This window comes from Parasedimentitalea nitratireducens (assembly GCF_057444295.1).
Genome location: NZ_JBYAXC010000001.1, coordinates 769,589 through 795,228, shown reverse-complemented (window position 1 = coordinate 795,228; position 25,640 = coordinate 769,589). Strand labels below are relative to the sequence as shown.

Genomic DNA, 25,640 nt, shown 5'->3' with positions numbered 1-25,640 from the left:
GTGGCAACTGGAGTTGGAACCTAAGAACGGGCTCGCGGATCGTCAAGGTATCAGACGTCGCATCAATGCCGCAGACACAAGATCGTGTGGTAGCGGCATCAGGGTCGCAGTGCGGGTCCAGATAACGGCTGTTTCAACCTGATGGTTGGGATAGATTTTGGCCAAAGCATGGGCATATGCCCCCATTTGGCGCAACACCCCTTCGGGGCACCGGGCCGTATCTGCGGGGACTGTTGCATTGGATTTGAAATCTACCGCGGTGACTGTGTCAGCAGTTACAATCAGCCTGTCGATGATCCCGTGCAGCCGCTCATCACCAAGTTTGGCTGTAACCGAAACTTCGGCGAGGGTGCTTGGTGCAAAAATATTGGCGAGTTCAGGGTTTTGAACAACGGCAGATGCCTCGGCCAGAAGTTCGTCACAGTCAGGTGCGTCTGGCAGCAAGTTATCCGCGATGCGTGGCCATACCGGTTCTGGATAACCAGGCAGGTGCTCCAACAAAATATGCAGACGAGATCCACGAGCTTTTGCTTCGTCTTCATCCAACCCCTGATCACCCGGCAGGGCCTTGGCCCCACCCAAGTCTGATGGGCTGAGTGTAGGAGCAGGGGGCTGATATGGCGCGGCGGGGTGTGTGAAAACAGCGGGCAGAGCGGGCTTTTCTCGCACCTTTTGTTCAACAGCTGTGAACTCCAGCCCATCCCAGTCGCCATGCCCAAACCGAAGACCTTCGCCGCCCGGAGCGTCCAGAGATACAGCGCCCGCTTGTGTCAACGCCGTTTCAACCCGTTGATACCAACTGTCCCCGTCTTTCGATAAATCACCCGCCGCTGCGACGATCAGCCACTTTTCGGCCCGTGTTAGAGCCACATAGAGCAACCGCAGGCGTTCATTCTGCAACTTATCCTGCGCAGCTTCCCGCGCCGCTGTCATCGCTGACGGCATCTGTGCTGATGGCAATTTCCAAACCGGTGCACCTTCGGCAAGCATGATCTCATCATCGCGTGGTGCCTGCCGTTTGGCGGTATCTGGCAGTATAACAATCGGTGCCTCCAGCCCCTTGGAGCCATGCACCGACATGACCCGGATCATGCTACCTGCCGCGCCCATTTGGCGTTTGATCTCCAGATCATCGGTCTGCATCCAGACCAGAAACCCGGTCAGACTAGGAATATCGGTGCGTTCATAAGCCAAGGCCTGGCTCAGCAACGCATTGATACCGTCTTCGGCCTCGGTCCCCAATCGACCTAGCAGTTTCTGCCGACCCGAATGGCGGGTCAGTACGCGCTCGATCAAATCAAAGGGCCGCAGAAAATCTGTCTGATCCCTAAGATCATTCAGAATTGCCATGGTTTCGGGGAATTCCTCGCTTCGATCGCGCAGAGCTTGCCACAAGAACGGTCGATCGCGGCGGTGTGACAGATCAAACAACTGCTGTTCAGACCAGCCAAACAAAGGTGACTTAAGGGCGCAAGCCAGAGAAAGGGAATCTTCGGGCGTGGCAAGGAACGAAAGAAGTGCGGCGAGATCCTTGACCGCCAGTTCCGCGCCAACCTTAAGCCGGTCAGCGCCGGCGATAGGCAGATCGGCCTTTTTGCAGGCACGAATGATCTCTGAAAACAGATCAGACCGCCGCTGTACTAGAACCAGGAAATCACCAGCGTGCACAGGGCGGCGAACAAAGCTGCCTCGAGTTGGGCCGTCAATTGGGATGGTTACACCACCGTCGATCATATCTTTGATCGAGTCGGCGATGCGTTCTGCAAGAATTACGTTGTGATGACGGGCACTTGGTCGATCCAGAGGGTCGGTCCAGTCGCGTTCATCCTTGTCGTCCACCTTTTCCACCAACGGCCACAGGTCAACTCGCCCCGGAAGGTCGGATTTAAAGGCCCGGTGTAGCGCCTCTTTGTGAAACCCAGCGCGGGGCAGGTCCTGGAAAACAAGATCAACAAGCCCCAGAATTGCGGCTGATGACCGGAACGAAAAATCGAGCGAAGCATCCTGTAATGCCGTTCCAGTATCTCGCAAACGTGTGCCAAATTCCTCGCGCATCCGGTCAAAAGCATCGGGGTCAGCTCCTTGGAACGAATAGATCGACTGTTTTTTGTCTCCAACAACAAAAATGGTGCGCTCAACGTCTGATCGTGCGCCCTCGCCAGATGTGAACTCTTGGGCCAGTTTTTCGATCACATCCCATTGCACCGGGCTGGTGTCCTGCGCTTCGTCTACCAGAATATGATCGATACCACCGTCCAAGCGGTACAGCACCCAGGCGGCCACGGCCGGGTCATTTAGCAATTGTCGGGCTTTGAGGATCAGATCATCAAAGTCGAGCCAGCCGCGCAACTGCTTGCGGAGGGCGTATTCAGGGAGAAAGATCGCAGCAAAGCGGTGCAGATCAAGTGACTTGCGAGCGGCCATTAACCCCAACCGTTTAGCGCGAGCATCTTCAACTCGCAACATAAGGGGCTCAAGCTGATCCATCAGAGAACCATGGGATTCTCGCAGTTTCTTAGTCGGGAAAGAGCCGACTTTGGCGGCGAATGGTTCCTTGGCGCTGGCACCGGTTAGGAACACGCTTTCTAGAACAGACAGGTCTGCCATTGTGGGCTGAGTGATACTACGCAGTTTTTGTGCTGCCTTTTGGTCGTTACTGCCCCCTGTCGCTAGCATATCGCGGGTGCGCTGAAGCAACTCTTCCTCACCGCCTATTAAAACGAGGCGCTCAAGTTCGTTCTCGCCAAAACCTACTGGCAGATCGAAGAGGTCCAACAACCCTGCCCAATTCAAAGGCGCTTCAAACTCGGCTCGTCGGTGGCAGATGGCGGTGGCTAGAGCCTCAAAATCGCTGTCGGTAACATGGCGGGCTAGCGCCTCGACCAAGGATGCGTGTTCACCCTGCGCCAAATCCTCAACCACTTCGGATCGCAGCATCGTTGCGGCGCGATCTTCCATTTCGGAAAATTGCGGGCTGACCCCTGCTTCAAGCGGGAAGCGGCGTAAAAGTGACGAACAGAACGAGTGAATAGTCTGAATTTTCAACCCGCCGGGTGTTTCCAGGGCGCGGGCAAACAGAGTACGCGCTTGTTTTAGTCCATCGGGCGAAATCACATCTTGGGCACCCAGTTCAGTCAGGGCTGAAATCAAGGGCTCGTCCTGTAGCATCGACCATTCGCCTAGGCGCTTGAACAACCGGTTTTGCATCTCGCTGGCAGCTGCCTTGGTATAGGTCAGGCACAGAATATGCTGTGGTTGCACACCCATCAGCAGCAAACGGGCAACGCGATCGGTTAACACCTTGGTTTTGCCTGAGCCGGCATTTGCCGCCAACCAGGTCGAGGCATCAGGACGGGCAGCGCGGAACTGCGCCTCGGAGGCGGCGTCACGTTTGATCATTCCGGAAGTCATGTCAGATCCTCCGGCTGTGGGTCAGCACTTCGGTCCCATTCGCCAAAGCGCGAGAGGTGGTCATAGTCGCTGTGGTCAGTGTCTAAATGAAGCATTCTTCGGCTCGAATAGCCTTGGTTAGGGTCGAAATAGGTTTCAATTAACAACCGCAACTCCTCCCAAATCTTGGCTGGCGGTTCATCCGCAAGCGGCGCGGAAACTTCTTTCAACGACGAACCCAAACCAATGAACAAAGCACGCGCAACCTCGGCAGGGCCAATGTCCTTGAACGCTCCTTGTTCTGCCATTGCGGCCTCGATCAGAAGTTGTTTGTCGAATTTCTTTTGCTGAGCGGGTGAGGGTGGCGCACCGGTTTTGTAGTCGTACAGATGCAGGAACCCGCGTTCATCCATGTCGATCCTGTCGGCACGGCATGAAATGGTGAAATCCAGAGGGTCCAATCGCGCATCCCCTTTGACCTCAAACGCGATGGGCTTGCCAGATTGCCGCCTGCTTTTCTCAGCCAGAATGAAGTCTGTCGCAATTCGATCAATCCGCGATAGCCACAAACACCGGGCAACAGGCCAAGGGACGTGTTCTGCTAGCAAATCACGCGATTTTTCCAACAAAGTATCCCGTGTTAGCAGGTCAGGATTGTCGACAGATTGCTTGATAAAATGCTCAAACACCTCGTGCATTACGATGCCGCGCAACAAGGCGTCAGGAACCCGAACCAGTGGGTTCAATGGTTTCAATCGCAAAACATGCTTGGCGTAGATCGCATAAGGGTCGCGGATCAGGCGTGGGATTTCAGTAATTGTTAGGCGTCGAGGTCTTGCTGAAATCGGAGGCCGGGGGGAAGGTCGAAGGGCAGGGGCCGAGGCTGTCGGAGCCTCTAGTGCTTCAGCCCAGTCGAGCCATTTTTGACCCCTTTTCCTCATATCTGCCAGAACACTTGGTCCATCTTGGTCGGGAAGGCCTTCGAGCAGGTTACACAGTCGGTTCAACCAACGCGATGCAACCGTATCGGAATCTTCCGAGCGAACAGCGCGCGTGATCCAAACTTCAGGCGCGGCAATGGCTTGCTGAAAATCATGTGCTGACAATCCGACACGTCGCTCTGGTAGCAGCAGACCTGCCTGGTTGCGCAGTTGCCGGTTTAACCAAGGGTCGGGGCTGGCTGCTTCTGGCCAGCTGCCCTCGTTCAAGCCACCAAGAATAACCAGACCAGCACCTTGAACGCGGGCTTCAAGCGTACCCCAAATCATGATTTTGCCATGCGGTGCATCACGATCGCGCACCTCGCCTTGCGACAGCAGGGCGCCAAGCAGATCAGCAAAATCCCGAGCGCTCATCTCGCCGCCATATCCGGCCTCGGCTTCAACTGATTGCATGATTTTGATGGCTTCTTGACCGGCTTTTTTATCCCAAAGTGTTCCGGAACCATCAGTTTGGCTACCACTGGCTATGGATTCGGCCAAATCGCGTAATCGTTTGACCCATTCGGTAAGATGTAGAGGGTGCGAGATAGTCTGGTCAGCAAAATTGGCGGCCAACCAATTGGTCCACCCTTCCATCACCTCTTTGTTGTTGGCAAAGCGGGAAAAGCTGTCGGCGTCTGGGAAAGGCGGGCCATAGGCGCGCAGTTGCAGTTCCAATTCGCGAGTGTGTCGCAAATGGGTACCGCGCTCGCCCCCATCGTGGGTGAGTGGATGTTTCAACAATGTCAGCAGAGTATCCCCGGCCAACGGTTTGCAGAACAGCTCGGCCACATGGCGAAGGAAACGCCCGGGTGGTGACAGTTGCAGGGGTTGACCCGCACTGTCATCAGGCAAGATGTCCCACCGGTCCAAAGCCGCCGAAACCTGGCGAGTCAACATTCGGTCAGGGGAAATCAGCGCGGCGGTTTGGCCATCTTCGGCTGCTTGGCGAAGGCGCAAAGCAATTGCCAGCGCTTCGGACCGGGGGCTTGGTGCCTCGACCAACACCATGCCTTGGGTTGCTTTGTCCAGATCGGTTAGTTGTGGGCCCTCGACCATCCAGGCGTTGGTAACTGGGGCTGGGCGTAAAGCCAATGATACCAGCTTGTTACGAGCAGGGGCTGGAGGGTGTCCATCAGCCCAAGGTATGATGGCACTTGGCTGTAGCTCAAGATTTCGCATGAGTTTGTGGAAACGGAACTGTGGGTGATCCTCGGAAACCAGCGGATCGTCCAACCCTTCCCAAACCTCACCCGGCAGATCAAAGTCAAACCCCGGCAGAACCACTGCACCTTGGGGGAGTTTGGCAATTGCTTCCATTAACAACAGCGTAGTTCCACGCGAACCGGTGGACCCTGCCAAGATAACAGGATGTTGCGGTGGATTGTCTTGCCAACATTCGATCAGGTCCAGTACCAATTGCCTTTGGCGAGCCTGCGCATCCATCGCACCGTCTTGGGTGATCGTGAATTCGTCAGCAATGCCGATAAAGGCCTGCGCCCTGGCCCAATGCCCCGACATATCAGACACATCAAGCCCGCGTATGGTGTCGGTGCTGACACCTTCGCCCTGCATTTCATCAATCAATGCGGCCAAACTATCAGACAAGTCATACAAAGATGACCGTGCCGCGAGATCAGGTTGGGCATCCAAAAGTTTTGCAATCAGTTGCGACAATTCCAACCGTCGGCGTAGCGGAGGAAGTGCGGGAGGCAAACCATGCAGGCTTGCCCGTTTAGACAGATCACTCAACAATGACATCTGCGGGAGCAATAACGTTGGGCCGGCGTCAAACAGGCTGCGAATTCTGCGGGCCATGCGCTGAGTGTTTACGATCAGTTCAACCCGCGCCAATGCCTCGGGCGGCTGATTAACGCTACGCTGAACGAGCCCCTTTACCAGAGCGTGCGGGAAATCGGTGCCGCAAGGCAGGGCAAAAACACGTGGGGAAGTGGAGTTTTCAAACATCTTTTGGTTTCAACAGGTCTTCTGCCAGTTCAATTCCTTCGGGATGCCCGACGTCGCACCAATAACCGGGATACTCAATCGCAAACAGTCGATTGGCGTCATGCATCTGGTTCCACAAAACGTTCAATGAAAATGCCTTATCCGGAATTTGATGTAATCCGCTGGTTTGTAGGATCTGAACGCCACCATAAACAAGATCACCGCCCCGACTGATCCGGCCGGTTTCATCTGCTGTGAAATCGCCTGCCCCCTTACGGCCAATGCCTCTGTTCAAAGGCACACAAACCAAAAGGGCGTCCATTTGGCTTGGATTCCACGCGTTTTGTGCCAACTGTAATGGGTTAGGGCCCTTCCACACGACATCGGCGTTTGTAGTGAAAACGGGACCATCGCCCAGCAATGGTAGGGCATGACGCAATCCGCCTCCGGTATCCAAGATATCTGGGCTTTCGTGGCTGATCGTCACATTTTTTGGCTCCAAATGACGGCGCAGTTGGTCCGGATGGTAATGAATATTTGCGACGATCTGGTCTGGTTCAATCTCATGTACCAGATCCAGTGTATAATCGATCAAAGGTTTACCTGAAACCTCAATCAAGGGTTTCGGGCGGTCACGCGTCAGCGACTTCATCCGGGTGCCAAACCCAGCTGCAAACAACATGACAGATGTTGGTTTTTTCTGCGTCATGGTTTGAACCGGCTTAGAAATTCCGGTGTGGGCGCGGGAATTGCCCCTCGGATGATATCGGAAACAGGGGCGAGGGCTGGGTGTTCCAGCCCGCGGTTCATGTGATCCCAAACACCTGGGATCAACTCGATATATTGTGGTTTTCCATAGTCCAGGCCTAACCGAGCAAATACCCCCAGAATCCTGAGATTTCGCTGAACCCCCAAAACAGTATAGGCGGTACGGAATCCTGGTTCGTCCACTCCGGTTTTTGCAATGTAGCGATCAATCATCCGCATCTCGATACTTGCAGGTACGTCCCGACGGGCATCTTGCAAAAGCGAGACCAGATCATAGGCCCGGTGGCCGGCCCGTGCGGCCTGAAAATCCAACAGGCCAACCCGCGCAACACTTTCACGATCTGGCAGCCACAACAGGTTTTCCGCATGATAGTCCCGTTGAACCAAAACCACGTCGCCGGTGACGGTCTGCCGTAAAATGTCTTCAAATCGATCAATGAAACGAGCTGTTCGCCCAGCGTCGACATCAACCCCATATTTTTCAAAGGCAATTTTGTCCATTTCCGCCATTAGGCGTGGGCCAAGTGGCTCCAAGTCAGGCATTGGAGCCTCGTGCAGAGCAACCAGCACATCGGTTGCTGCTTCATAAAGGGGGATTTCAAATGATGAATTATTATGGATGACGCGCGCAAACAAATCATCACCCAGATCTTCGATCAGCAGAAACCCTTGTTCGATATCTTCGGCCAGGATGGCAGGCGCACTAAGTCCCTGATCCCGTAAATAGCGTGCAATGTACGTAAAGGATTCAACATCTTCACCTTTTTCGGGTGGTGCATCCATCAAAACGGCTGTGTTGCCCGTATTCGGATTGGTTAATCGGTCATATCGGCGGTTTGAGGCATCGCCGGCGAGTGGGACACAGTGAGCGGCACCCCAGGTTGTTTTTGCCAGAAAGGCCAGAGCCAATTTTTGTCGATCAGTCATGGGCTATCCGGTTGATCAGCGGCTGCCATTTGGCATCGCTCCAGTTTAGGGTCAGAGTCCGTGCGTCAGCCTCTGCCACATCCAGCGAAAGAGATAAGTGCAATGCGTGCACCGGGGTGAGTTCAGCAAGGCGATCTGGCCACTCCACCAAACAGATAGCATTTTCAAATGCTTCGGTTAGGCCGAGCTCTTCAATCTCATCTAAAGATGACAACCGATACAAGTCTGCATGCCACAACTCGCCAGACGGGACATCATAAGTTTGTACAAGTGTGAAAGTGGGCGAGGGGACGTCCTCGGGGGTATCTAGCAATGATTGGATGAGATGACGTGCAAAATGCGTTTTGCCGGCACCAATTGGACCCCCTAGCAAAAGGCAATCGCCGGGGCTGAGAGCCGCGGCGATGCGTGTGGCCAGATCGGCAGTTTCCTGTGGAGAGGAAAGCGTGAGAGTCACGGGGCTATTTGTCATCCCGCTACAATGCCTCTGTGTGTCAGAGGCTGCAAGCGGTTGTCAGCCTTAGCTCTCTTGGTGAGTGATCTTAAACCGTTCTTGTTCCGGCGGAGCAATCGTTTGGTTCGATGCGCGGAAGGTCACCATGGTTGCACCATTTTGGATCGGAGAAACTTTGCAAATCATGGGTTTACCGCTACGTAACTGAACGCTGCTCCACCATTGTTCGCGGCTTTCATGGCCGGTCGCAAAGTCCCGCAATTCGCCCCAAGTTGGTGTTGCGTTACACATATCCTGCCAAACACGACATGCGTCCACGATGGATACTTTGGCAAAGCTGGCATCAGGATCCATCTGCCACAGATTATGATAAGCTGTGTTCGAGAACGTCATGGTGCCATCGTTGGCAAACACGGCGATCGCTTCGTCCATTTGATCCATGATCGACTGGCCCATTTCCAACTCGGAACGGAACTGACGGGTCAGGGTGATTTCGGCGGTGATGTCTTCAAACAAGAAGGCAACAGCTCCATCAGGGTGCGGGCGACCGCTGACCGAATAAACCGAACCCGACGGCAATGACCAAGTTTCCTGATAGCGACCTTCTGCTGCAGCCTCGAGAAGGTCAGCCATTTGATGGCGCCAGCTGGTATAATTCTTAGGTTCGGGCATCATGCGCTGATCACGCAGACGGTCAAAAAAGCTAAGCAAATTTGGACGAGAACTGAGGAAATTGGCGGGCAGGGCGGTCAGGTCAATCAAAACCGGGTTGAACAACACCAGTTGGCGGTTGCGGTCAAAGATTGCGAGGCCAATTGAAAGTTGTGCAAAGGTTTTCGCAAGGGTCTGTACGAAATTGCGCTGGGCGACTTCGGCATCAACCACGGCGTTGATGTCGACCGCGTGGCATAACCATCCAGCCTCGGTTTCGGTGGTTGAAATGTTGTACCACAGCTTCTTGTTGCTGCCGGGCAGAGGGATTGAGATGCGCTCGGCCTTGCCACTGGTCATAGGTTCGGAAAGATCAGCAAACAAAGGATCCGCAAAATCAACGTTCCGGCCGCGCAGTTTCTGGCTCAGGTTGTCATAAGCCAGGTTTGACCAGGTGACTTCGTCATCTTCTGACTGCAGCCATACAGGATAGGGGGCTTGATGAACCGCAGCGCGTAGTGTGGTGAGCTCTTGGTCCAGAGCTTTGTCTTTAACTTCGGTGCTGCTGCGGCGCAGTTGAACGCGGGTTATGCCGTCGATCCATTCGCAATGGGCTTCGTGAGATTCGGCTGATGCGGTTCCGGATAGGACCAGAGGGCCAACATCCTTGAGAAAACCGGGCGATTGGGGAAGGCCAGGATAGCTTCGTGCCAATTGGTCACGCAATGTGTTCCAGCTAAACCCTTCTGCATGTTCACCTATTAGCTTCCGCGCTCCGGTGGACCAGCCGATCAACGTTGCATCGTCGAATAGGAAAACTGCATCTGTCCGGCTATCACCAGTCAGTAAGTCATGTTCCATACCCCGTTGACCGGGGGCTGGTGATAACCACCAGACAGCAACAGCTGCGGTGGCGACGCATAAGGTTGCCAAAACAAGCCATTCGAATGAGACGATGTTTTGCATGTTGTCCTGCCTAGTTGATCTCTTGTTAACCCTATCTTGCCTCAATAATAGTTAATTGATGTTTAACTGGTTGCCTAAAGATGAATAGTTAAATTTCTATCGGTTGATTGTGCCCAATCGGAACGGCGTGGTCACCCTCTAATGCATCAATCTTATTACGCGGCCAAGTGACCTCGACAATTGCGCCAGGCCGGTCCGCATGAATACTAATACTTTGTGACGGATCCGAGCCATTGGCGAAGTGCAAACTGGCACCGGTGCGTTCAAGCAAAGTTTTGGCAATGAATAGGCCCAGCCCCATGCCTTCATACTCAGGGCGAGCCTTGCGGTCTTTGTCGCTACGCCCTTGGCGCATAAAGGGATCACCAATTCGGCCTAACAGATGCGTGGGGAAACCACTGCCATCATCATATATATGTATGGCGATGGTGTCGTCGGTCCAACTTGAATCAACCCAGACATTGGCACGGGAGTAGTCCACTGCGTTTTGCACAAGATTTCGAATTCCGTGGATGATCTCAGGCTTGCGAAGGATAGTCGGTTGCTGAAAATCTCCCCCTTCGTCGGGACATTCTTCAAAATGAATGAACTTACCACGATGCATATGTGGTTCAGCGGCTTCATGGATAACAGTGGATATGGGGGCCTGGCGCAGATGTAAGTCATCCTTGCCGGCGCGGCCCATGTCCTGAAGAATGTCACGGCAACGGTCAGCTTGTTCGCGGATCAGCGCTGCATCAACGCGAAGATCAGGACGATCATCAAGTTCTTCGATCAATTCAGCGCTCGCGAGCTTAATGGTTGCAAGTGGTGTGCCCAATTCATGAGCCGCAGCGGCTACAACGCCTCCCAAGTCGGTCAGTTTTTGTTCCCGTGACAGGGCAAGCTGAGTCGCAGCGAGCGCATCAGACATTGACCGCATTTCTGAGCTGATCCGATGAGAATAAGCCCCAAGAAATAAAACGGCGATGATGATGGCAGTCCAATTGCCAAAAACAAAGATGTCAGGGATGCGCAGAATAAATCCCTGAGCTGTACGCAGAGGCATGTGAAATTCGGCCATTAAAGTTACAAGGATGATAGCTGTGCCGCCAATAATCAGAGTGGAACGCAAGCGCATCATATTGGCCGAGATCGTCACAGGCCCCAAAACCAGCATTGCAAACGGGTTGTTCAAACCGCCCGTCAAATAAAGAAGAAATGACAGCTGCAGTAAGTCAAACAGGACTGTGAGAAAGTTTTCGAACTCGGAAAGTCGCTTGTTTTCAGGAAACACAAACATGGCAACCATGTTGGCGACCATCGATACACCAACGGCCAAATAGCACAGGCCTAGCTCGAGCTGCAGATTGTACAGATTGTGCGCAACCCAAATTGCTGTGATCTGACCGCCAATGGCAACCCAGCGTAACAAGATCAATGTACGCAATCTGATCCAGTGGCTCCGCTGCTGACCACTCATCAGGCCAATAGATGACTCGCTCATGCTGTTTGGCTCCGGTTGCATCGGCTGTATTTGTTGATAGGTCTGACTCGAACAACGATCAACACATCACTTAGCTTTCAAGGCGTGATCTCATGAAGCCTCAATATGCCGTTATAGCCGCTGTTTCTATTGCTACTTTGTTAGGTGGCGTATGGGTTATGACCCAACGCCAACAAGGGTCTGACCAGTTTGCTCAATGCCGTACAACCCAGATCGCTGGTGGCTCAGCTCAGATTGGTGGTCCATTCGAATTGGTAAATTCCAAGGCTGAGACGGTAACTGACAAAGATGTGATCACCGAACCTGCACTGGTTTATTTCGGTTATACCTTCTGTCCGGATGTCTGCCCGATGGATGTGTCTCGCAATGTGGACACTGTTGAGGTGCTTGCAGAGCGGGGGCAAAGCGTCACACCGGTATTTATTTCAATCGATCCACAACGAGACACACCCGAGGTCGTTGGAGACTTTGCGTTCAATCTGCATGACAAAATGATTGGGCTGACCGGTTCTGTAGATCAAGTTAAGGCAGCAAGCCTCGCTTATAAGACATATTTTAAGGCGCAACCGGCTGAGGATGAGTACTATTTGGTGGATCACTCAACGTTTTCTTACTTGGTGCTGCCCGAGCAGGGCTTTGTTGAATTCTTCCGCCGTGATGTAGAACCGGAGAAAATGGCTGACCAGATCGGCTGCTTCCTCGAAAACATGTAGCTGTTTGACGTTTTTAGTCCGCCCGGTAATATTATTGATTACTAAGGGCAAATCCCGGTCGCAAAGGACAAAGCATGGCAGAAACGGCTCCTCTGGACTTCGGACCAGACAAGACCCTCTTGTTGGTTGATGACGATGAACCATTTCTGCGGCGTTTGGCCAAAGCGATGGAGAAACGTGGGTTTGAAGTGGAGACCGCTGGATCGGTCGCAGCAGGTCGCGCAATCGCAACCGCACGGCCGCCTGCTTATGCAGTCGTAGATCTACGTCTAGAGGACGGAAACGGACTGGATGTTGTAGAAGTGCTGCGCGAAAAACGTCCAGACAGCCGTATAGTAGTTCTTACGGGGTATGGAGCGATTGCGACAGCTGTTGCTGCGGTGAAAATCGGGGCAACCGATTACTTGAGCAAGCCAGCCGATGCGACTGATATCACAAATGCATTGCTCGCCCAGCCAGACGAACTGCCACCACCTCCGGATAACCCCATGAGTGCTGACCGAGTGCGTTGGGAGCATATCCAAAGAGTGTATGAGCTATGTGACCGCAACGTTTCGGAAACCGCGCGGCGTTTGAACATGCACCGCCGAACTTTGCAGCGTATTCTGGCAAAGCGAAGCCCGAAATAAAGCAATCTTAGGTTGCTACAAGAGTTCCATCAGTTCCGCATGGCGTGCTACATAGTCCATGCGTACCGCAACGGGTGGTCTGAGTTGAATCGTCAAATTGGTTGTCAGGTTTGGATCAGGCCTGCCAAACAGTTTGTTAGCCTCTTGCGGTGAAAAGCCAGCGATCTGAACAGCCTCCATCCAAGCACTAATGTGATCGGCTTTCTTGATCTGTCTTTTAACCGTGGCAGGAATAGTTGCAGGCAGTCCAAACCTCAGATGGATTGCAGCTGCTAGCCTATCGTCCAGTTCTCCATAAGATGGCCCGACGGCTGCCTTAACTGGGGAAATCATATCTCCAATAACATACTCCGGTGCATCGTGCAGAAGTGCGGCAAGTTTCCACTTTGTTGGTGCCTTTGGACTAATTCGCCCAAATAACGTTTCTACCAGTAAGGAATGTTCAGCAACCGAATAGGCAAAATCACCTTTTGTCTGACCATTCCAGCGCGCCACAAAGGCTAAGCCATGTGCAATATCATCAATTTCGATATCGACAGGCGTTGGATCCAACAAATCTAGTCTGCGCCCGGAAAGCATTCGTTGCCAGGCGCGTGGTGGTTTGGCCATTGGGCTGGTCCTTTGTCTTCAATCTTATCGAAATGAGTTATTGGAAGTCGAGGCTAAACTCACGCCAATATCACCCATTAGAAACAATATGTTGAGGCGCCGTGTTTTGAAAAACACCGGCCAAATCCTAATATTAACTGTATGGGGGGAAACTGGCTCACTCTCAGATGACCTCTCTGGTGTATCGAAATGGTAACGAAAGGTGTCTGGTATGTTCAAGCGGCTGATGGGAATTTCGATGGTTTTTGGGATGGCTGCAACAGCGCCACCAGCCTATGCCGTGACTTGTGGGGACCGAGAAGACGTGGTTCACCAATTGGAAAAACAATACTCTGAAAAATTAACATCTGGCGGCCTGCAAACAGCTCCTGATGACAATTCAATGGTTGAAATTTGGTCCTCTGATCAAACAGGAACTTTTACTGTTTTAATGACACAGGCCAACGGAATTAGCTGTATTGTCGCCGTTGGGACCGATTACTTTGACCGGGCTCCAGAGCGGCAGCCAAAAGGCAAGGCAGGCTAGGCACTTCAATTACCAATCCTGAGCCTAAATCCGGTATCTTCGTTGTATATAAACAAATGCGGTGTTAGGGCCTGCCTAACTTAATTCAAACCGGATTGGAGAAGACAATGGCCGGAGACTATTTCGTCAAGGACATCACACTGGCCGAGTTTGGCCGTAAAGAACTGGATATCGCTGAAACAGAGATGCCAGGCCTGATGGCATTGCGCGCTGAATATGGCGACAGCAAGCCATTGAAAGGTGCCCGGATCGCCGGCTCTTTGCACATGACCATTCAGACCGCTGTTCTGATCGAAACACTTGTAGCGCTAGGCGCCGAAGTGCGTTGGGCATCGTGCAACATCTTCTCCACCCAGGACCACGCGGCAGCCGTTATCGCAGCGGCTGATATCCCAGTTTATGCGGTCAAAGGTCAGACTTTGGTTGAGCATTGGGACTATCAGGACCAAATCTTCCAATTCAAAGATGGCCCATGCAACATGATCCTGGACGATGGTGGCGATGCGACGCTGTACATCCTGCTGGGTGCCCGTGTTGAAGCTGGCGAAACTGGTCTTCTGGACGTACCTGGTTCGGAAGAAGAAGAAGCAATTTTTGCTCAGATCAAAAAGCGTTTGGCGGCAAGCCCAGGCTGGTTCACCAAACAGCGTGACGCGATCCAAGGCGTTTCGGAAGAAACCACCACAGGTGTGCACCGTCTGTACGAACTGGTGAAACTGGGTCAGCTGCCTTTCCCAGCGATCAACGTGAACGACTCGGTCACCAAATCGAAGTTCGACAACAAATACGGCTGTAAAGAATCGCTGGTTGACGGCATCCGTCGCGCCACTGACACAATGATGGCCGGTAAAGTTGCGGTTGTTTGTGGTTACGGTGACGTAGGCAAAGGTTCGGCTGCTTCTCTGAGCGGCGCTGGCGCCCGTGTTAAAGTTACCGAAGTTGATCCAATCTGCGCCCTGCAGGCCGCCATGGATGGCTTCGAAGTTGTAGCTTTGGAAGACGTCGTCAATAGCGCTGACATCTTCATCACCACGACCGGCAACAAAGACGTGATCCGCATCGAGCACATGCGCGAGATGAAGGACATGGCTATTGTTGGCAACATTGGCCACTTCGACAACGAAATTCAGGTCGCAAACCTGAAGAACCACAAGTGGACCAACATCAAAGACCAGGTCGACATGATCGAGATGCCTTCAGGCGCTCGTCTGATCCTGTTGTCCGAGGGTCGTCTGCTGAACCTGGGTAACGCCACAGGCCACCCGTCGTTTGTTATGTCTGCTTCGTTCACCAATCAGGTTCTGGCTCAGATCGAGCTGTGGACCAAAGGCGACGAGTATAACAACGACGTTTACATCCTGCCCAAGCACCTGGACGAGAAAGTTGCCAAGCTGCACCTGGATCGTATTGGTGTGAAGCTGAGCACACTGAGCGATGAACAGGCGTCTTACATCGGCGTTTCCGCCGAAGGCCCGTTCAAGCCAGAGCACTATCGTTACTAAGCAGAATACTGCTTGAAAATATTTGGGCCGCCGTAGTGATACTACGGCGGCCTTTTTCATGGGTTGGTTGATTACTGGGTGGCTGAGCCCACAAGATAGGTGAAACCCGCCAGATGAGCGCGATTAAAGGCTCCAACTTTTTCCAGAATATCCTGGTTGTTGTCGCGAAATGCTGTCGCCTGATCGGCAGTGTCATAATAAATGACCACCACTTCGTCAGGCGTTGCCATGCCCATCGCATCATCCACGTTCAGGAACGCTTCGTTAGTCCAGTGACCATCACGTTGTTCTGCGATCGAACCCAGTGTTGCCAGATCTGGATCCCGCTGGTTGATATCACTGTTGTTGTAATATCCGAGTTTAAGAATGTACTGGCGTTCTCCAAGACCTGCGGTATCGTAAGCGGCTGGGAACAAAGACAGATCTCCCTCGAAAACCGCAACGGTTCCAGTCAGATGGGTGCGTGCGACTGGATCCGCCAGAACTGGATTGTCGCAGGTCAGAACAGCATAGCTGGTAGGCTCCTCGATCTTTAGTGAGCCCTGTTGGGCAAAGATTGGACCACTGCGATAAACCGAACAGCCCAGATCTTGGGCGGTTTGTTCTGTGAGGCTGTTGGTTCCGTTAAACAAGGCGACGATGGCGTTTGATTGGTTTGCATCGGCGGTGCTGGCGCCTGCTGTAATCATACCTGCAGCAACAAAAGTGTTGAATAACTTCATGTCTTTATCCTTTGTTCTCGAGATCAATTGAAACCCGGTTGTCCTGAAACACTTCGCTTGGGAAACGGTGCGCTGGCGTTATCAGCGCACGAATGGCTGCGATCGGGCGTGCGATGAATTCAGTGGGGTGCGCCGGAACGGGCATGGCCGGGGCGAGGCCGATAAAAGTTGCGGTGAACGCCTCGTTCGTCCAGCGATACTGAATCTCGGCGGCTTGATTGCCTTCGTGAACCAATCCTAGGTTCATTTCACCGTTCAAGGGGTCGCGGATGTCGGCGGTGAGTAGGGTAACTTCGTAAGTCATGTTGGCTCCTGTGTTTACAGAAACCAATGTGCATTGATCAGTGTCTGGATTAGAACTGTCCAAAAATGAGATGATGTGGTTAGAATTCGATCCATGAAGAATTGGGATGATCTGCGTATTTTTCGCGCAATGGCCAAGGCCAGCTCGATCCGGGCTGCCGCATTGGAACTAAAAACAACTCACGCCACAGTCTCGCGGCGTATTAGGGCACTGGAAGATGATCTTGGCAGCGCGTTGTTCGAGCGCCGACAGGAGGGGTACGTTCTGACTGCTTTTGGTCAGAGCATGATGGACCTGACCCAAGGCGTGACGGCTGGAATAGATGCCATTGATCGTCTGGCTTTTGGCCAAGACGGTAGCTTGGCCGGTCCTGTGCGCTTGTCCGTGTTGGAAGACCTGTATCACAAAGTCTTGGCAGACCCCCTGGATGTATTCATGCGTACCCATCCAATGATCGAGCTGACAATCGAAACCACGTCTAGTTTTCGCGGGGTTCATCGGCGAGAGGCTGATGTGATTGTACGTATCACCAGCGAACCACCAGAACAGGCCGTGGGTCGTAAGGTCGCGAACAGCCCGTTGGCTGTTTACGGCGCGCCTAGCTATCTGAACCAAAGACCAGATGTGGATCGTTGGATCGCATTGGATTACCCGCCAACAATTCAACCGTTACTAAATGCCAGACCGGCATTCTTGGCAAATTCACTGACAGTTGTGGCTGATACTTTGCGGCGGGGGCAGGGCATTGGGTTGTTGCCGTGCTTTATGGCCGAGGGTGACCCTGGTTTGGTCAGATTGCCGGAGGTTGAGCTGATCCCTGACAAGGAAATCTGGACGCTTACGCATCAGGATATTCTGCACAATCCGCGTGTTCGCCTATTGATGGATCACCTCTACCGAACCTTTGCTGAGCAATGTGGGAGCATTGAGGGGACTAAGCATTGAACCCGTGCGAAGGGCGTGAATGTCTAAACTAGCGCAAAGACTTATCGCATTTTAGAGTTATTGTCTGAGCTTAGAGTTTGCGGAATCAAGCGCAGATGGGTTACCCATAGATACCAGGTCAGGATGGCCAGGAACCAGATATTTCATACGCGTGTGGTGGATTGGGAGCACGCGGGGTGAGAGGGAAGGTCCTGAGCAATCTCGGACCTTCCCTTTTTCACATTCAGACACGCCCAATGCCTAAATTGGTAGACTTGGTTCTATTACAGAACCGTCAGAACCAGCCCCATCGCCGCACAGGCTAGCGTCGCATAGCCACCATCAATCAGGGTGAGTCGAACGGGGCGATTGGCGTACAAGTTGTTGATGCCAATCCAGGGTGAGATGAAAAACAAGCCAATTCCAGCGCCTGCAACGACCCCTTTGGCAAGTTCATCAATGCCAGCCAGTGTAAAGACATGGCGCATCATGCCGGCAACAACCAGAGTTAAAACAAAACTCAGCGCAAACAGTTTTGGCGATTGGTTCACCGGCTGTCCATTATCGTCACGGGGTACACTTGCGGCATTCATCCACGGTTCGGCCAGAACCATGTACCAAACCGCACCCAAAGCAAAAGCAACCGCCGCGGCGGCAAGAACGCTCAGAATTTCCATGTCACTCTCCCTAGTCGTTTATTATTTTCGCCGGTCCGGGCGTTAATCCGCCTCTGTTTGACCCAACCCACAGATAAGCTGCCACTCATCGTTGCTAACGGGCTGTACCGACAGTCTTGAATTTCTTACGAGAACCATTTCTTCAAGCCGTAGATCTGCTTTGATCTGATCCAAACTCACTGGCTGAGTAAAACCACGCACCGCCTTGATGTCTACGCATTCCCAACGGGCATCGTCGGTGGTGCTGTCTTGATGTGCCTCGGCACAAACCTCGACAATTCCAACCACCGACTTTTCTTTTTGCGAGTGGTAAAAGAACCCTCGATCGCCAATCTTCATCTCACGCATGAAATTACGTGCCTGGTAGTTGCGCACGCCGTCCCATTCCTCACCGGCGTCGCCCTTGGCAACTTGGTCATCCCAGCTCCAGGTCGAAGGTTCGGATTTGAACAGCCAATACGCCATCAGCCAATGACCTTTTTCCAAGTGATCAGATCAACGGTTTCGAACAATCCAGCCTTGGCATAGGGATCGTTGTCAGCCCAGCTTTGCCCGTTGGCCATGTCATCGACGTCCAAAATGATCAGCGAGCCAACCATGTTGCCTTCTTGGTCTAGCAAAGGCCCAGCCTGAGCAACAGCGCCGGTCTCTTCGATATAGGCAAGATGCGCAGCACGGTTATCGAGACGTGTTTGCAGGTGCTCGGGTTTATCACGAGCGATCAAAGCAATTAGCATTTTATTCCTCTTTTAATGGTCTTGTCATTAAAAGAGCCACTGCCTCGCCAATCGTCAAGCTCTGATCAACCAGATTGGTTACCGTCTGCGTGATTGGCATGTCGATTTGCATATCACTGGCCTTGACCGCTGCAGCGCGGGCAGTTGCGGCACCTTCGACTGTAATTGTTGGGTCAAAGCCATCACCACGACCAATCGCCAGGCCAAACTGATAGTTCCGTGACAAGTCTGAACTGCAGGTCAAGGTCAGATCCCCAAACCCGGATAGACCAGCCAAGGTTTCTACCCGGGCACCACAGGCCAATGCCATGCGCTGCATTTCGGCGTAGCCCCGAGTCATCAGGGCTGCACGTGCACTGTCGCCTAAGCCTGCTCCAATAACCGCGCCGCAAGCAATTGCCATGACGTTCTTCAAGGCGCCACCAAGTTCAGCACCAGTGGTGTCGGTGGTGCGATAGAGCCGTAGATTGGTCGTGGTCAGCTGTTGCTGCAGATCTTTGCACACCGCGCTGTCTTCGCAAGCAAGTGTCAGCGCGGTGGGTAAGCCACGCGCAATATCGGCGGCAAAACTGGGGCCTGTCAGCAATGCTGGATTGGCGCTGGGCAGTTCTTCGTTCAGAACTGCGATTGGGCCCAATCCGGTTTTCAGTTCTATCCCTTTGCAACAGGCAACGAGAGTTTTCCCAGCCAGAACGCTCGCATGTTCCTGCAATACAGATCGCAGTTTTTGCATCGGAACCGCCAACAGCAGCAACGTTTCATTTTGAGCAGCTTTGTCAAAACTGTCCGTCACGGACAAAGCTGAAGGCAACGGAACTCCGGGCAAGCGCTTTTTGTTTTCACGATCCGATAGCATGGCGCGCGCATGATCTAAATCGCGCGCCCAGAGGGTAACTGGTGCGTTGCCAGCCAGTGAAATGGCCAAAGCCGTACCAAAAGCGCCTGATCCCAAAACTGAAATGCTCATGCCTTGGCCCCTTTGCGACCGCTCCCCAGCATGGCTGGGCTGGTTTGGTCCAACGGCCACCTTGGCCGCGCAGTCAGATCCATGCCATCACGCTCGCCCTGTCTAAAACGCTCAAGCCCGGCATAGGCGATCATGGCTGCGTTATCGGTACATAAGTGAAGAGGAGGCGCGGTAAATGCCGCGCCCATTTCGGCGCAAACCCTCTCAAGCTCAGCCCGGATTGCTGTATTTGCAGCAACTCCGCCAGCAACAGCAACAGTAGGTGTTGCGGGGTTTTCGTCCAAATACAGGCCAATTGCGCGGCGGGTTTTTTTGCCCAACACATCAACCACCGCAGCCTGAAACCCAGCACACAGGTCAGCGCGGTCCTGTCGGGTCAGGCCGTCTTTCTCAGCGGCAACCTGATCCCGCATCCGCATTAGTGCGGTCTTCAGGCCTGAAAAGGACAGGTTGCAGTCTTGCCGGTCCAGCATCGGGCGTGGAAACCGAAACCTCTTGGGGTCGCCAGTTTCAGCCTCGGCCTGAACCGACGGGCCACCCGGCTGTGCAAGCCCCAGTAATCGGGCTGTTTTGTCAAAGGCCTCACCCGGTGCGTCATCAATTGTGCCACCAAGGCGGGTAAAGTCTTCGGGGCCACGTGCAATCAGATACTGACAGTGCCCACCGGAAACCAGCAGCATTAAGTAAGGGAATTCAATGCCATCCGTTAGCCGTGGCGTAAGTGCATGACCAGCCAAGTGATTCACGCCAACTAATGGCAAACCAGTGGCAGCTGCGATCCCTTTGGCGCACATCACACCAGACATCACGCCACCAATCAATCCTGGCCCTGCAGTTACGGCAATTGCATCTAGATCGGCCAGCGACAGCTTTGACGCCTCCAGAGCTTGGCGCACACATAAATCCAACTTTTCTGCATGGGCGCGGGCAGCGATTTCCGGCACCACGCCACCATAGGCGCTATGAAGTTCGTTTTGCCCAAAGACGATTGATGACATCACGTCTGGCAATTCATCGCCAACCTGCCGCACCACCGCCGCCGCTGTGTCGTCGCAGCTGCTCTCAAGTCCCAGAATTGTCAGTGTTTGGGTCATCTACTTACCGTTGCATCATACTGCGACCGGGGCTACCACCTAAGCCATTGGCAAACAATCCCGAGGGAACGGCATGGTGGTCTTGTTGATGACACGCCCGCTGGAGTCAGCACAGCAATTTGTCGCGCAGCTCGCAGATGGTGTCCGTGACGGGGTGCAAGTGATTTATTCGCCGTTGCTTGCAGTACAGACTTTGGGTGAGAATATCGATCTTGCCGATATCGACGCCGTGATATTCACATCTTCCAACGGGGTTATAGCCGCAGTTGGCGCTTTGGGGAGCAAAGGTTTGACTGCGTATTGTGTTGGACAACGTACCACGCTCGAAGCTCAAAATGCAGGATGGAAAGCAGAGTTCGCCGGAGCCACTGCAGATGATCTGATAGATGGCTTATTAGCACGTGGGCTGGGTGGGACGGTGTTGCATTTACGCGGAAGACATGCACGAGGAGATGTTTCTGAAAGGCTGATTGCTGAGGGCATAAATTGCCGTGAACAAGTCATTTATGATCAGCCTCTTCAGACTTTGACAGCAGAGGCTAAGGCGGTTTTGTCTTCGTCAACTGAAGTAGTGGCACCAATTTTTTCGCCACGCACTGCGCGACAATTTGCCGACCTTTGCCCAAACGATGCCAAAATCCATCTAATTGCGATGAGTGAGGCGGTGGCTGAGCCGTTAAAAGCGTTGAATTACAAAAGTTTGCATATATGTAAGGCGCCAGATTCGCAGTCCATGGCGCATGAGATTGGCAAAATTGTCAAACGTCTGACTCGGGTTGAGAGCAGTCGAACAGCGCAGTAGTGTCGCGCAGGTTATGTGTATTAATTTTGAGAATCGAGGGGGAAGCCAGCGTGGCTGACAACAAGAATTCAGATCAGGTGAGCAACACCGACCCCAGCGATGATCCGCTACCAACAGACCCAAATGAAACGGTAGCTGAAGCTACCGCTGAAGAAGTTGTTTCAGATCCGGTTGACGAAGCCGAGGCTGACGCAAACTCTTCCACCGAGACCGAGACCGAGACCGAGACCGTAGAGCAGCCAGCTGCTGTTGAACGTGTTGTTGAAAAGCGCGGCGGATTTGGAATGGCGTTCTTGGGTGGTTTAGTGGCCGCCGGCTTGGGGTTTGTCGCGGGTCAGTCCAATGTACTGGAGTCTTTTCTGCCCGAAGGCATGAAATCATCCGCTGCGGCAGATATCTCATTGTTGCTGGATAATCAGGCCGAGACTGATGATGAACTTGCCCGGTTGCAGGCACAAATCGAAGCTAACAAGGCCCCAGATTTGGCTGGAGTGAACGCCAAAATTGAGGCTCTCACTGCACAAATCGAACCGCTTACATCCAATCTAAATGCGGCAAATGAGCGGATTAAGGCGATGGAGAATGGCACCGCGACCCTTTCCAAACGTCTGAGTGATTTGGAAAAACGCCCAATTAGCGAAGGCGCCTCTCCGGATGCAGTTGCTGCCTATGAGGCCGAATTGGCTAAATTGCAGGAAAGCCTGGTGGCACAGCGTGCAGAAGTGGAGCAGATGGTCGCCGAGGCGCAGGCTCTTGATGCAGCCAGTGCTGAATCCGCTCGTATTGCAAGCGCTCAGACAATGGTTGCGCGTTTACGTTCCAATTTGGACGCGGGGACGGCGTATGGTTCAATACTAAATGACCTTAAAGGTGTAGATGTTTCTGTTCCACCCGAGTTGCTGGAAACCGCTGACCAAGGTGTTGCAACACTTACTGTTTTGACAGCTGATTTTGCTCCTGCGGCGCGTGCCGCGCTTGCGTCAGCGCGTGAGGAAACTGCCGGTACAGGTGGTTTAGTGGCTTTTGCACAGCGTCACCTGGGGGCTCGATCGGTTGCTCCGCGCGAGGGCGATGATCCCGATGCTATTTTATCCCGGGCTGAAGCTGCAATCCAAACGGGGCAGCTAGATGCCGCGCTGACTGAAATCCAAGCGCTACCTGAGGCCGCACGCCAAGTCCTGTCTGACTGGGAAACCGCCGCTAAAACACGCCAGGCCGCTATTTCTGCCGCCGATTCCTTGGCCCAAAGCCTGAACGTCAATTAAGGGAGCTGCCATGCTCTGGTCACTGTTAAAGATCCTCGTTTTTGTTGTCCTTAGCGCCTTGTTGGCCTTTGGGGCTGGCATCCTGATGGAAACTGCAGGGGGTGTTCAGATCACCGTTGCAGGGACTGAATATACGCTGGGCGCGCTGCAGTCCGTAATTGCCATGGTTGTATTGGTCGCGCTGGTTTGGTCGTTCCTTAAAGTGGTGTCACTGTTAATTGCGACGCTGAAGTTTCTCAACGGAGATGACACAGCGATTTCGCGCTACTTTGATAAAGGGCGCGAGCGCAAAGGATACCAGGCCTTGTCCGACGGGCTTATGGCGCTTGCATCAGGAGAAGGCAGGTTGGCAATGGCCAAGGCCGCGCGCGCCGAAAAGTTCCTGCAAAAACCGGAACTAACCGATCTGTTAACCGCTCAGGCGGCAGAGATGTCGGGCGATACAAAGAAGGCCGCCGAGGTTTACAAACGCTTGGTTACCAATCAGTCCACCCGGTTTGTCGGAGTGCGCGGTATCATGAAGCAAAAGCTGTCCGAGGGTGACACCGAGACGGCGCGCAAACTGGCCGAGAAGGCACTGGCGATGCGCCCCAAGCACGAAGAAGTGCAGGACACATTGCTAAAGTTGCAAGCACAGGCCGAGGATTGGTCTGGAGCTCGTAAAACACTATCGACCAAGCTTAAAACCGGCACTCTCCCACGGGATGTATTTAAACGCCGTGATGCGGTGTTGGCCCTGTCAGCAGCCGGAGCCATTGTGGAAGAAGGTGCATTGCTTGAACAACAAGAACAGGCGATCGAGGCAAACCGCTTGTCTCCTGACCTTGTGCCTGCCGCTGCCCTGGCCGCGCGCGCCTATATCAAAAAGGGAAAAAAGCGGAATGCTACGCAGGTTTTGAAAAAGGCCTGGAATGTCCAGCCTCATCCAGAATTGGCACATGCCTTTGCTAGTATCGAACCGGACGAAGATGCCAAGAAACGTCTGACGCGATTTGCCCAGCTGGCCAAATTGCAGCCTAACCACGACGAAACCCGCCTTGTCATGGCCGAACTAAACATTGTTGCCGAGGATTTCCCCCAAGCACGTCGGGCGCTGGACGATCTGGTTGAGCGCGCACCAGATGCTCGCGCTCTGACCCTGATGGCGGCGATTGAGCGTGGCGAAGGTGCTTCGGATTCGGTTGTTCAGGGCTGGCTGGCCAGCGCGTTGAATGCGCCACGCGGGCCTCAATGGGTTTGCGAGAACTGCCACCATATTCACGCCGAGTGGGAACCCGTTTGTGAGCACTGCTCGAGTTTTGATACGCTGTCCTGGACCACACCTGAAACGCCAGAAATTGCCAGCGCAACGGGTGTGCACATGCTGCCGTTGATTGTTGGTAGACCTCAGGAAGCTCCGGCTGATCAGGACAATGTTGAGGAAGTCGAACTTGTCTTGCCGGACGTTGAGCCCACGCAGCAGGTCTTGGAAGAAAACGGGGCCAAGTAGACTTTCGAATAGCGCGCAGGTTCAGTCTGCGCGCTATTCTCGTAACTCACATCTGCCGCTGTCGCTCAGTTGGTTGAGTTGAAGCGCGTGAAAATTGTCCACTGGCGTTCCTTTACCCGAGTTGATCCAGCCTTTTGTTGGTATCTCTGTAGTCTGCAAAGTCGTCTTCTATAGCCAGTTCGATCATCTCAACCATAGTGATCAAGTCTGAGCGCTCATGTCCTTGGCGCAGCAGCAGAATAGATGAGCATTCCTCAGTGATTATTCGGGCCTTCTCCATTTTATTTTCCGACATCAATTGAGCAATATCAGCCAGCACAGCTTGGAGTTCTTCGTTGTCATGAAAGTATGCAGCCGTTCCATAAGTGAGCTGTGTAAGCTCGTAACCAAAGTCCACCCCGGCATCCTGATGAACATTAGAGCAAAAATCTTCAAAGTTTTCCATATCTCGCCAAATCTAGAGGGCCAAAACAAATTGCTTTTGGTTCTTCAAAACGTATGGGTTTGCTGCCCGATTCAAAAACGGGCAAGCCTTTGGCATTTTTAATGCCAAATTAGTGTGATTAAACAGGGTAATTCCCAGTTTTCTTGAAATAGGCACTTAGCACCGGTCGGGCGGTCCGTTTGGATTTGAACTTCAGGCCCAATCGGTTCCCCCTTCTCCAGCGGACGGATACTTCGAAATCACCAAGATCCGGTACCGAGATTGCGCTTAGAGCCTTCCACGAAAACGCCGTTTGATCTTCGCCAATAGTCACACCAATACCGCTATAGCTGACGTTGAAAACCTCCGCTTTGAGCGTGTTTTCAAGTAGCTGAAGTGTGCATGGAAGGTTCAGCGAAACCCGAGGTTCTGTTGGGATTGGAGTTCTGAAAATCGATTGGGGCTTATTCATAACACGAGCACCTGCAAACTTGTTCAACACAGTCTGATGTTGGCACGTCAGGAGTTAATTCTTGGCTTCCGTGGCGGATTCGAGCGACGATTTTCACCAATCAATATGAATTAACCTCAGAAATCTTCGGAAGTAGTAGGCGTCCAGATAACTACAAGGCAACTGGACACCTCTCACCTGAATACCCTTCGGCACCATTTTTCCGACTGAATTCT

The 25,640-nt window shown here is 53.1% G+C and carries 25 protein-coding genes; 8 read left to right on the top strand and 17 right to left on the bottom strand.

Features of this window, described 5'->3' with window-relative positions:
- Positions 1-42 precede the first annotated feature (42 nt).
- The 7 genes from addA to regB form a co-directional block, all read right to left on the bottom strand.
- On the bottom strand, positions 43-3,399 hold the full coding sequence (addA, locus tag AC2T28_RS04040; protein WP_486748015.1) for a double-strand break repair helicase AddA: 3,357 nt from the start codon (positions 3,397-3,399) through the stop codon (positions 43-45).
- A gap of 8 nt (positions 3,400-3,407) precedes the next feature.
- On the bottom strand, positions 3,408-6,338 hold the full coding sequence (addB, locus tag AC2T28_RS04035) for a double-strand break repair protein AddB (protein WP_486747660.1): 2,931 nt from the start codon (positions 6,336-6,338) through the stop codon (positions 3,408-3,410).
- Positions 6,331-7,026 carry a nucleotidyltransferase family protein gene (locus AC2T28_RS04030; RefSeq protein ID WP_486747659.1) on the bottom strand — a complete coding sequence of 232 codons (696 nt, stop codon included), beginning with the start codon at positions 7,024-7,026 and terminating at the stop codon, positions 6,331-6,333. The genes addB and AC2T28_RS04030 overlap by 8 nt, the downstream gene beginning before the upstream one ends.
- On the bottom strand, positions 7,023-8,012 hold the full coding sequence (locus AC2T28_RS04025; RefSeq protein ID WP_486747658.1) for an aminoglycoside phosphotransferase family protein: 990 nt from the start codon (positions 8,010-8,012) through the stop codon (positions 7,023-7,025). Before AC2T28_RS04025 ends, AC2T28_RS04030 begins: the two co-directional genes overlap by 4 nt.
- Positions 8,005-8,484, bottom strand: coding sequence for a tRNA (adenosine(37)-N6)-threonylcarbamoyltransferase complex ATPase subunit type 1 TsaE (gene tsaE, locus AC2T28_RS04020; RefSeq protein WP_486747657.1), 480 nt, complete (start codon positions 8,482-8,484; stop codon positions 8,005-8,007). The genes AC2T28_RS04025 and tsaE overlap by 8 nt, the downstream gene beginning before the upstream one ends.
- Positions 8,485-8,532: 48 nt before the next feature.
- Positions 8,533-10,083 (bottom strand): PAS-domain containing protein, encoded by a 1,551-nt coding sequence (locus tag AC2T28_RS04015; RefSeq protein ID WP_486747656.1) that lies wholly within the window; start codon positions 10,081-10,083, stop codon positions 8,533-8,535.
- An 88-nt stretch (positions 10,084-10,171) separates the two neighbouring features.
- Positions 10,172-11,569, bottom strand: a complete 1,398-nt coding sequence (regB, locus tag AC2T28_RS04010) for a sensor histidine kinase RegB (RefSeq protein ID WP_486747655.1) — start codon at positions 11,567-11,569, stop codon at positions 10,172-10,174.
- Positions 11,570-11,661: 92 nt separating this feature from the next.
- On the opposite strand from regB, the gene AC2T28_RS04005 reads away from it, so the two are divergent.
- Positions 11,662-12,282, top strand: a complete 621-nt coding sequence (locus AC2T28_RS04005; protein WP_486747654.1) for an SCO family protein — start codon at positions 11,662-11,664, stop codon at positions 12,280-12,282.
- A gap of 74 nt (positions 12,283-12,356) precedes the next feature.
- A complete protein-coding gene (locus AC2T28_RS04000; protein ID WP_486747653.1) occupies positions 12,357-12,911 on the top strand; it encodes an ActR/PrrA/RegA family redox response regulator transcription factor in 555 nt (184 codons plus the stop codon).
- 15 nt (positions 12,912-12,926) lie between these two features.
- Here the strand turns inward: AC2T28_RS04000 and AC2T28_RS03995 are convergent, their stop codons facing one another.
- Positions 12,927-13,520: an HD domain-containing protein gene (locus AC2T28_RS03995; RefSeq protein ID WP_486747652.1), complete on the bottom strand. Its 594-nt coding sequence runs from the start codon at positions 13,518-13,520 to the stop codon at positions 12,927-12,929.
- Between the two features lie 211 nt (positions 13,521-13,731).
- Between AC2T28_RS03995 and AC2T28_RS03990 the strand changes: the two genes are divergently transcribed.
- Together AC2T28_RS03990 and ahcY are read left to right on the top strand one after the other, a co-directional pair.
- Complete coding sequence (locus AC2T28_RS03990; RefSeq protein WP_486747651.1) at positions 13,732-14,046, top strand: hypothetical protein; 315 nt, start codon at positions 13,732-13,734, stop codon at positions 14,044-14,046.
- Between the two features lie 107 nt (positions 14,047-14,153).
- Complete coding sequence (gene ahcY, locus AC2T28_RS03985) at positions 14,154-15,548, top strand: adenosylhomocysteinase (RefSeq protein WP_486747650.1); 1,395 nt, start codon at positions 14,154-14,156, stop codon at positions 15,546-15,548.
- Positions 15,549-15,619: 71 nt separating this feature from the next.
- Here the strand turns inward: ahcY and AC2T28_RS03980 are convergent, their stop codons facing one another.
- Entirely contained in the window at positions 15,620-16,270 is a 651-nt protein-coding gene (locus tag AC2T28_RS03980) for a hypothetical protein (protein ID WP_486747649.1), read from the bottom strand.
- A 4-nt stretch (positions 16,271-16,274) separates the two neighbouring features.
- A complete protein-coding gene (locus tag AC2T28_RS03975) occupies positions 16,275-16,574 on the bottom strand; it encodes a hypothetical protein (protein WP_486747648.1) in 300 nt (99 codons plus the stop codon).
- A gap of 93 nt (positions 16,575-16,667) precedes the next feature.
- On the opposite strand from AC2T28_RS03975, the gene AC2T28_RS03970 reads away from it, so the two are divergent.
- Complete coding sequence (locus tag AC2T28_RS03970) at positions 16,668-17,519, top strand: LysR family transcriptional regulator (protein WP_486747647.1); 852 nt, start codon at positions 16,668-16,670, stop codon at positions 17,517-17,519.
- Between the two features lie 263 nt (positions 17,520-17,782).
- Here AC2T28_RS03970 and AC2T28_RS03965 read toward each other — a convergent pair whose 3' ends face one another.
- From AC2T28_RS03965 to tsaD, 5 genes are read right to left on the bottom strand one after another with little or no spacing between them, the layout of a single operon-like run.
- Positions 17,783-18,175, bottom strand: a complete 393-nt coding sequence (locus tag AC2T28_RS03965) for a DUF1761 domain-containing protein (protein WP_486747646.1) — start codon at positions 18,173-18,175, stop codon at positions 17,783-17,785.
- Between the two features lie 42 nt (positions 18,176-18,217).
- The gene (locus AC2T28_RS03960; RefSeq protein WP_486747645.1) at positions 18,218-18,640 is read right to left on the bottom strand and encodes an EVE domain-containing protein; all 423 of its coding nucleotides are present in this window, start codon (positions 18,638-18,640) and stop codon (positions 18,218-18,220) included.
- A complete protein-coding gene (locus tag AC2T28_RS03955; RefSeq protein ID WP_486747644.1) occupies positions 18,640-18,912 on the bottom strand; it encodes a YciI family protein in 273 nt (90 codons plus the stop codon). Before AC2T28_RS03955 ends, AC2T28_RS03960 begins: the two co-directional genes overlap by 1 nt.
- 1 nt (position 18,913) lies before the next feature.
- Positions 18,914-19,879 (bottom strand): NAD(P)H-dependent glycerol-3-phosphate dehydrogenase, encoded by a 966-nt coding sequence (locus AC2T28_RS03950; protein WP_486747643.1) that lies wholly within the window; start codon positions 19,877-19,879, stop codon positions 18,914-18,916.
- Complete coding sequence (gene tsaD / locus AC2T28_RS03945; protein ID WP_486747642.1) at positions 19,876-20,973, bottom strand: tRNA (adenosine(37)-N6)-threonylcarbamoyltransferase complex transferase subunit TsaD; 1,098 nt, start codon at positions 20,971-20,973, stop codon at positions 19,876-19,878. The genes AC2T28_RS03950 and tsaD overlap by 4 nt, the downstream gene beginning before the upstream one ends.
- 88 nt (positions 20,974-21,061) lie before the next feature.
- Here tsaD and AC2T28_RS03940 point away from each other — a divergent pair, with 88 nt between their 5' ends.
- The 3 genes from AC2T28_RS03940 to AC2T28_RS03930 are packed head-to-tail and all read left to right on the top strand — an operon-like array spanning position 21,062 to position 24,529.
- Complete coding sequence (locus AC2T28_RS03940; RefSeq protein ID WP_486748014.1) at positions 21,062-21,775, top strand: uroporphyrinogen-III synthase; 714 nt, start codon at positions 21,062-21,064, stop codon at positions 21,773-21,775.
- A gap of 50 nt (positions 21,776-21,825) precedes the next feature.
- The gene (locus tag AC2T28_RS03935) at positions 21,826-23,040 is read left to right on the top strand and encodes a COG4223 family protein (RefSeq protein WP_486747641.1); all 1,215 of its coding nucleotides are present in this window, start codon (positions 21,826-21,828) and stop codon (positions 23,038-23,040) included.
- Positions 23,041-23,050: 10 nt separating this feature from the next.
- Positions 23,051-24,529 carry a heme biosynthesis HemY N-terminal domain-containing protein gene (locus AC2T28_RS03930; RefSeq protein WP_486747640.1) on the top strand — a complete coding sequence of 493 codons (1,479 nt, stop codon included), beginning with the start codon at positions 23,051-23,053 and terminating at the stop codon, positions 24,527-24,529.
- Positions 24,530-24,641: 112 nt separating this feature from the next.
- On the opposite strand, the gene AC2T28_RS03925 is transcribed toward AC2T28_RS03930, so the two are convergent.
- Both AC2T28_RS03925 and AC2T28_RS03920 read right to left on the bottom strand, forming a co-directional pair.
- Complete coding sequence (locus AC2T28_RS03925) at positions 24,642-24,974, bottom strand: hypothetical protein (protein ID WP_486747639.1); 333 nt, start codon at positions 24,972-24,974, stop codon at positions 24,642-24,644.
- A gap of 118 nt (positions 24,975-25,092) precedes the next feature.
- Complete coding sequence (locus AC2T28_RS03920) at positions 25,093-25,425, bottom strand: PilZ domain-containing protein (protein WP_486747638.1); 333 nt, start codon at positions 25,423-25,425, stop codon at positions 25,093-25,095.
- Positions 25,426-25,640: the final 215 nt, after the last annotated feature.

Excerpts from the sequence above, each read along its gene's own strand:
- addA (WP_486748015.1), bottom strand. The coding sequence starts at position 3,399 with ATGATCAAACGTGACGCCGCCTCCGAGGCGCAGTTCCGCGCTGCCCGT.
- addB (WP_486747660.1), bottom strand. The coding sequence starts at position 6,338 with ATGTTTGAAAACTCCACTTCCCCACGTGTTTTTGCCCTGCCTTGCGGC.
- AC2T28_RS04030 (WP_486747659.1), bottom strand. The coding sequence starts at position 7,026 with ATGACGCAGAAAAAACCAACATCTGTCATGTTGTTTGCAGCTGGGTTT.
- AC2T28_RS04025 (WP_486747658.1), bottom strand. The coding sequence starts at position 8,012 with ATGACTGATCGACAAAAATTGGCTCTGGCCTTTCTGGCAAAAACAACC.
- tsaE (WP_486747657.1), bottom strand. The coding sequence starts at position 8,484 with ATGACAAATAGCCCCGTGACTCTCACGCTTTCCTCTCCACAGGAAACT.
- AC2T28_RS04015 (WP_486747656.1), bottom strand. The coding sequence starts at position 10,083 with ATGCAAAACATCGTCTCATTCGAATGGCTTGTTTTGGCAACCTTATGC.
- regB (WP_486747655.1), bottom strand. The coding sequence starts at position 11,569 with ATGAGCGAGTCATCTATTGGCCTGATGAGTGGTCAGCAGCGGAGCCAC.
- AC2T28_RS04005 (WP_486747654.1), top strand. The coding sequence starts at position 11,662 with ATGAAGCCTCAATATGCCGTTATAGCCGCTGTTTCTATTGCTACTTTG.
- AC2T28_RS04000 (WP_486747653.1), top strand. The coding sequence starts at position 12,357 with ATGGCAGAAACGGCTCCTCTGGACTTCGGACCAGACAAGACCCTCTTG.
- AC2T28_RS03995 (WP_486747652.1), bottom strand. The coding sequence starts at position 13,520 with ATGGCCAAACCACCACGCGCCTGGCAACGAATGCTTTCCGGGCGCAGA.
- AC2T28_RS03990 (WP_486747651.1), top strand. The coding sequence starts at position 13,732 with ATGTTCAAGCGGCTGATGGGAATTTCGATGGTTTTTGGGATGGCTGCA.
- ahcY (WP_486747650.1), top strand. The coding sequence starts at position 14,154 with ATGGCCGGAGACTATTTCGTCAAGGACATCACACTGGCCGAGTTTGGC.
- AC2T28_RS03980 (WP_486747649.1), bottom strand. The coding sequence starts at position 16,270 with ATGAAGTTATTCAACACTTTTGTTGCTGCAGGTATGATTACAGCAGGC.
- AC2T28_RS03975 (WP_486747648.1), bottom strand. The coding sequence starts at position 16,574 with ATGACTTACGAAGTTACCCTACTCACCGCCGACATCCGCGACCCCTTG.
- AC2T28_RS03970 (WP_486747647.1), top strand. The coding sequence starts at position 16,668 with ATGAAGAATTGGGATGATCTGCGTATTTTTCGCGCAATGGCCAAGGCC.
- AC2T28_RS03965 (WP_486747646.1), bottom strand. The coding sequence starts at position 18,175 with ATGGAAATTCTGAGCGTTCTTGCCGCCGCGGCGGTTGCTTTTGCTTTG.
- AC2T28_RS03960 (WP_486747645.1), bottom strand. The coding sequence starts at position 18,640 with ATGGCGTATTGGCTGTTCAAATCCGAACCTTCGACCTGGAGCTGGGAT.
- AC2T28_RS03955 (WP_486747644.1), bottom strand. The coding sequence starts at position 18,912 with ATGCTAATTGCTTTGATCGCTCGTGATAAACCCGAGCACCTGCAAACA.
- AC2T28_RS03950 (WP_486747643.1), bottom strand. The coding sequence starts at position 19,879 with ATGAGCATTTCAGTTTTGGGATCAGGCGCTTTTGGTACGGCTTTGGCC.
- tsaD (WP_486747642.1), bottom strand. The coding sequence starts at position 20,973 with ATGACCCAAACACTGACAATTCTGGGACTTGAGAGCAGCTGCGACGAC.
- AC2T28_RS03940 (WP_486748014.1), top strand. The coding sequence starts at position 21,062 with ATGACACGCCCGCTGGAGTCAGCACAGCAATTTGTCGCGCAGCTCGCA.
- AC2T28_RS03930 (WP_486747640.1), top strand. The coding sequence starts at position 23,051 with ATGCTCTGGTCACTGTTAAAGATCCTCGTTTTTGTTGTCCTTAGCGCC.
- AC2T28_RS03925 (WP_486747639.1), bottom strand. The coding sequence starts at position 24,974 with ATGGAAAACTTTGAAGATTTTTGCTCTAATGTTCATCAGGATGCCGGG.
- AC2T28_RS03920 (WP_486747638.1), bottom strand. The coding sequence starts at position 25,425 with ATGAATAAGCCCCAATCGATTTTCAGAACTCCAATCCCAACAGAACCT.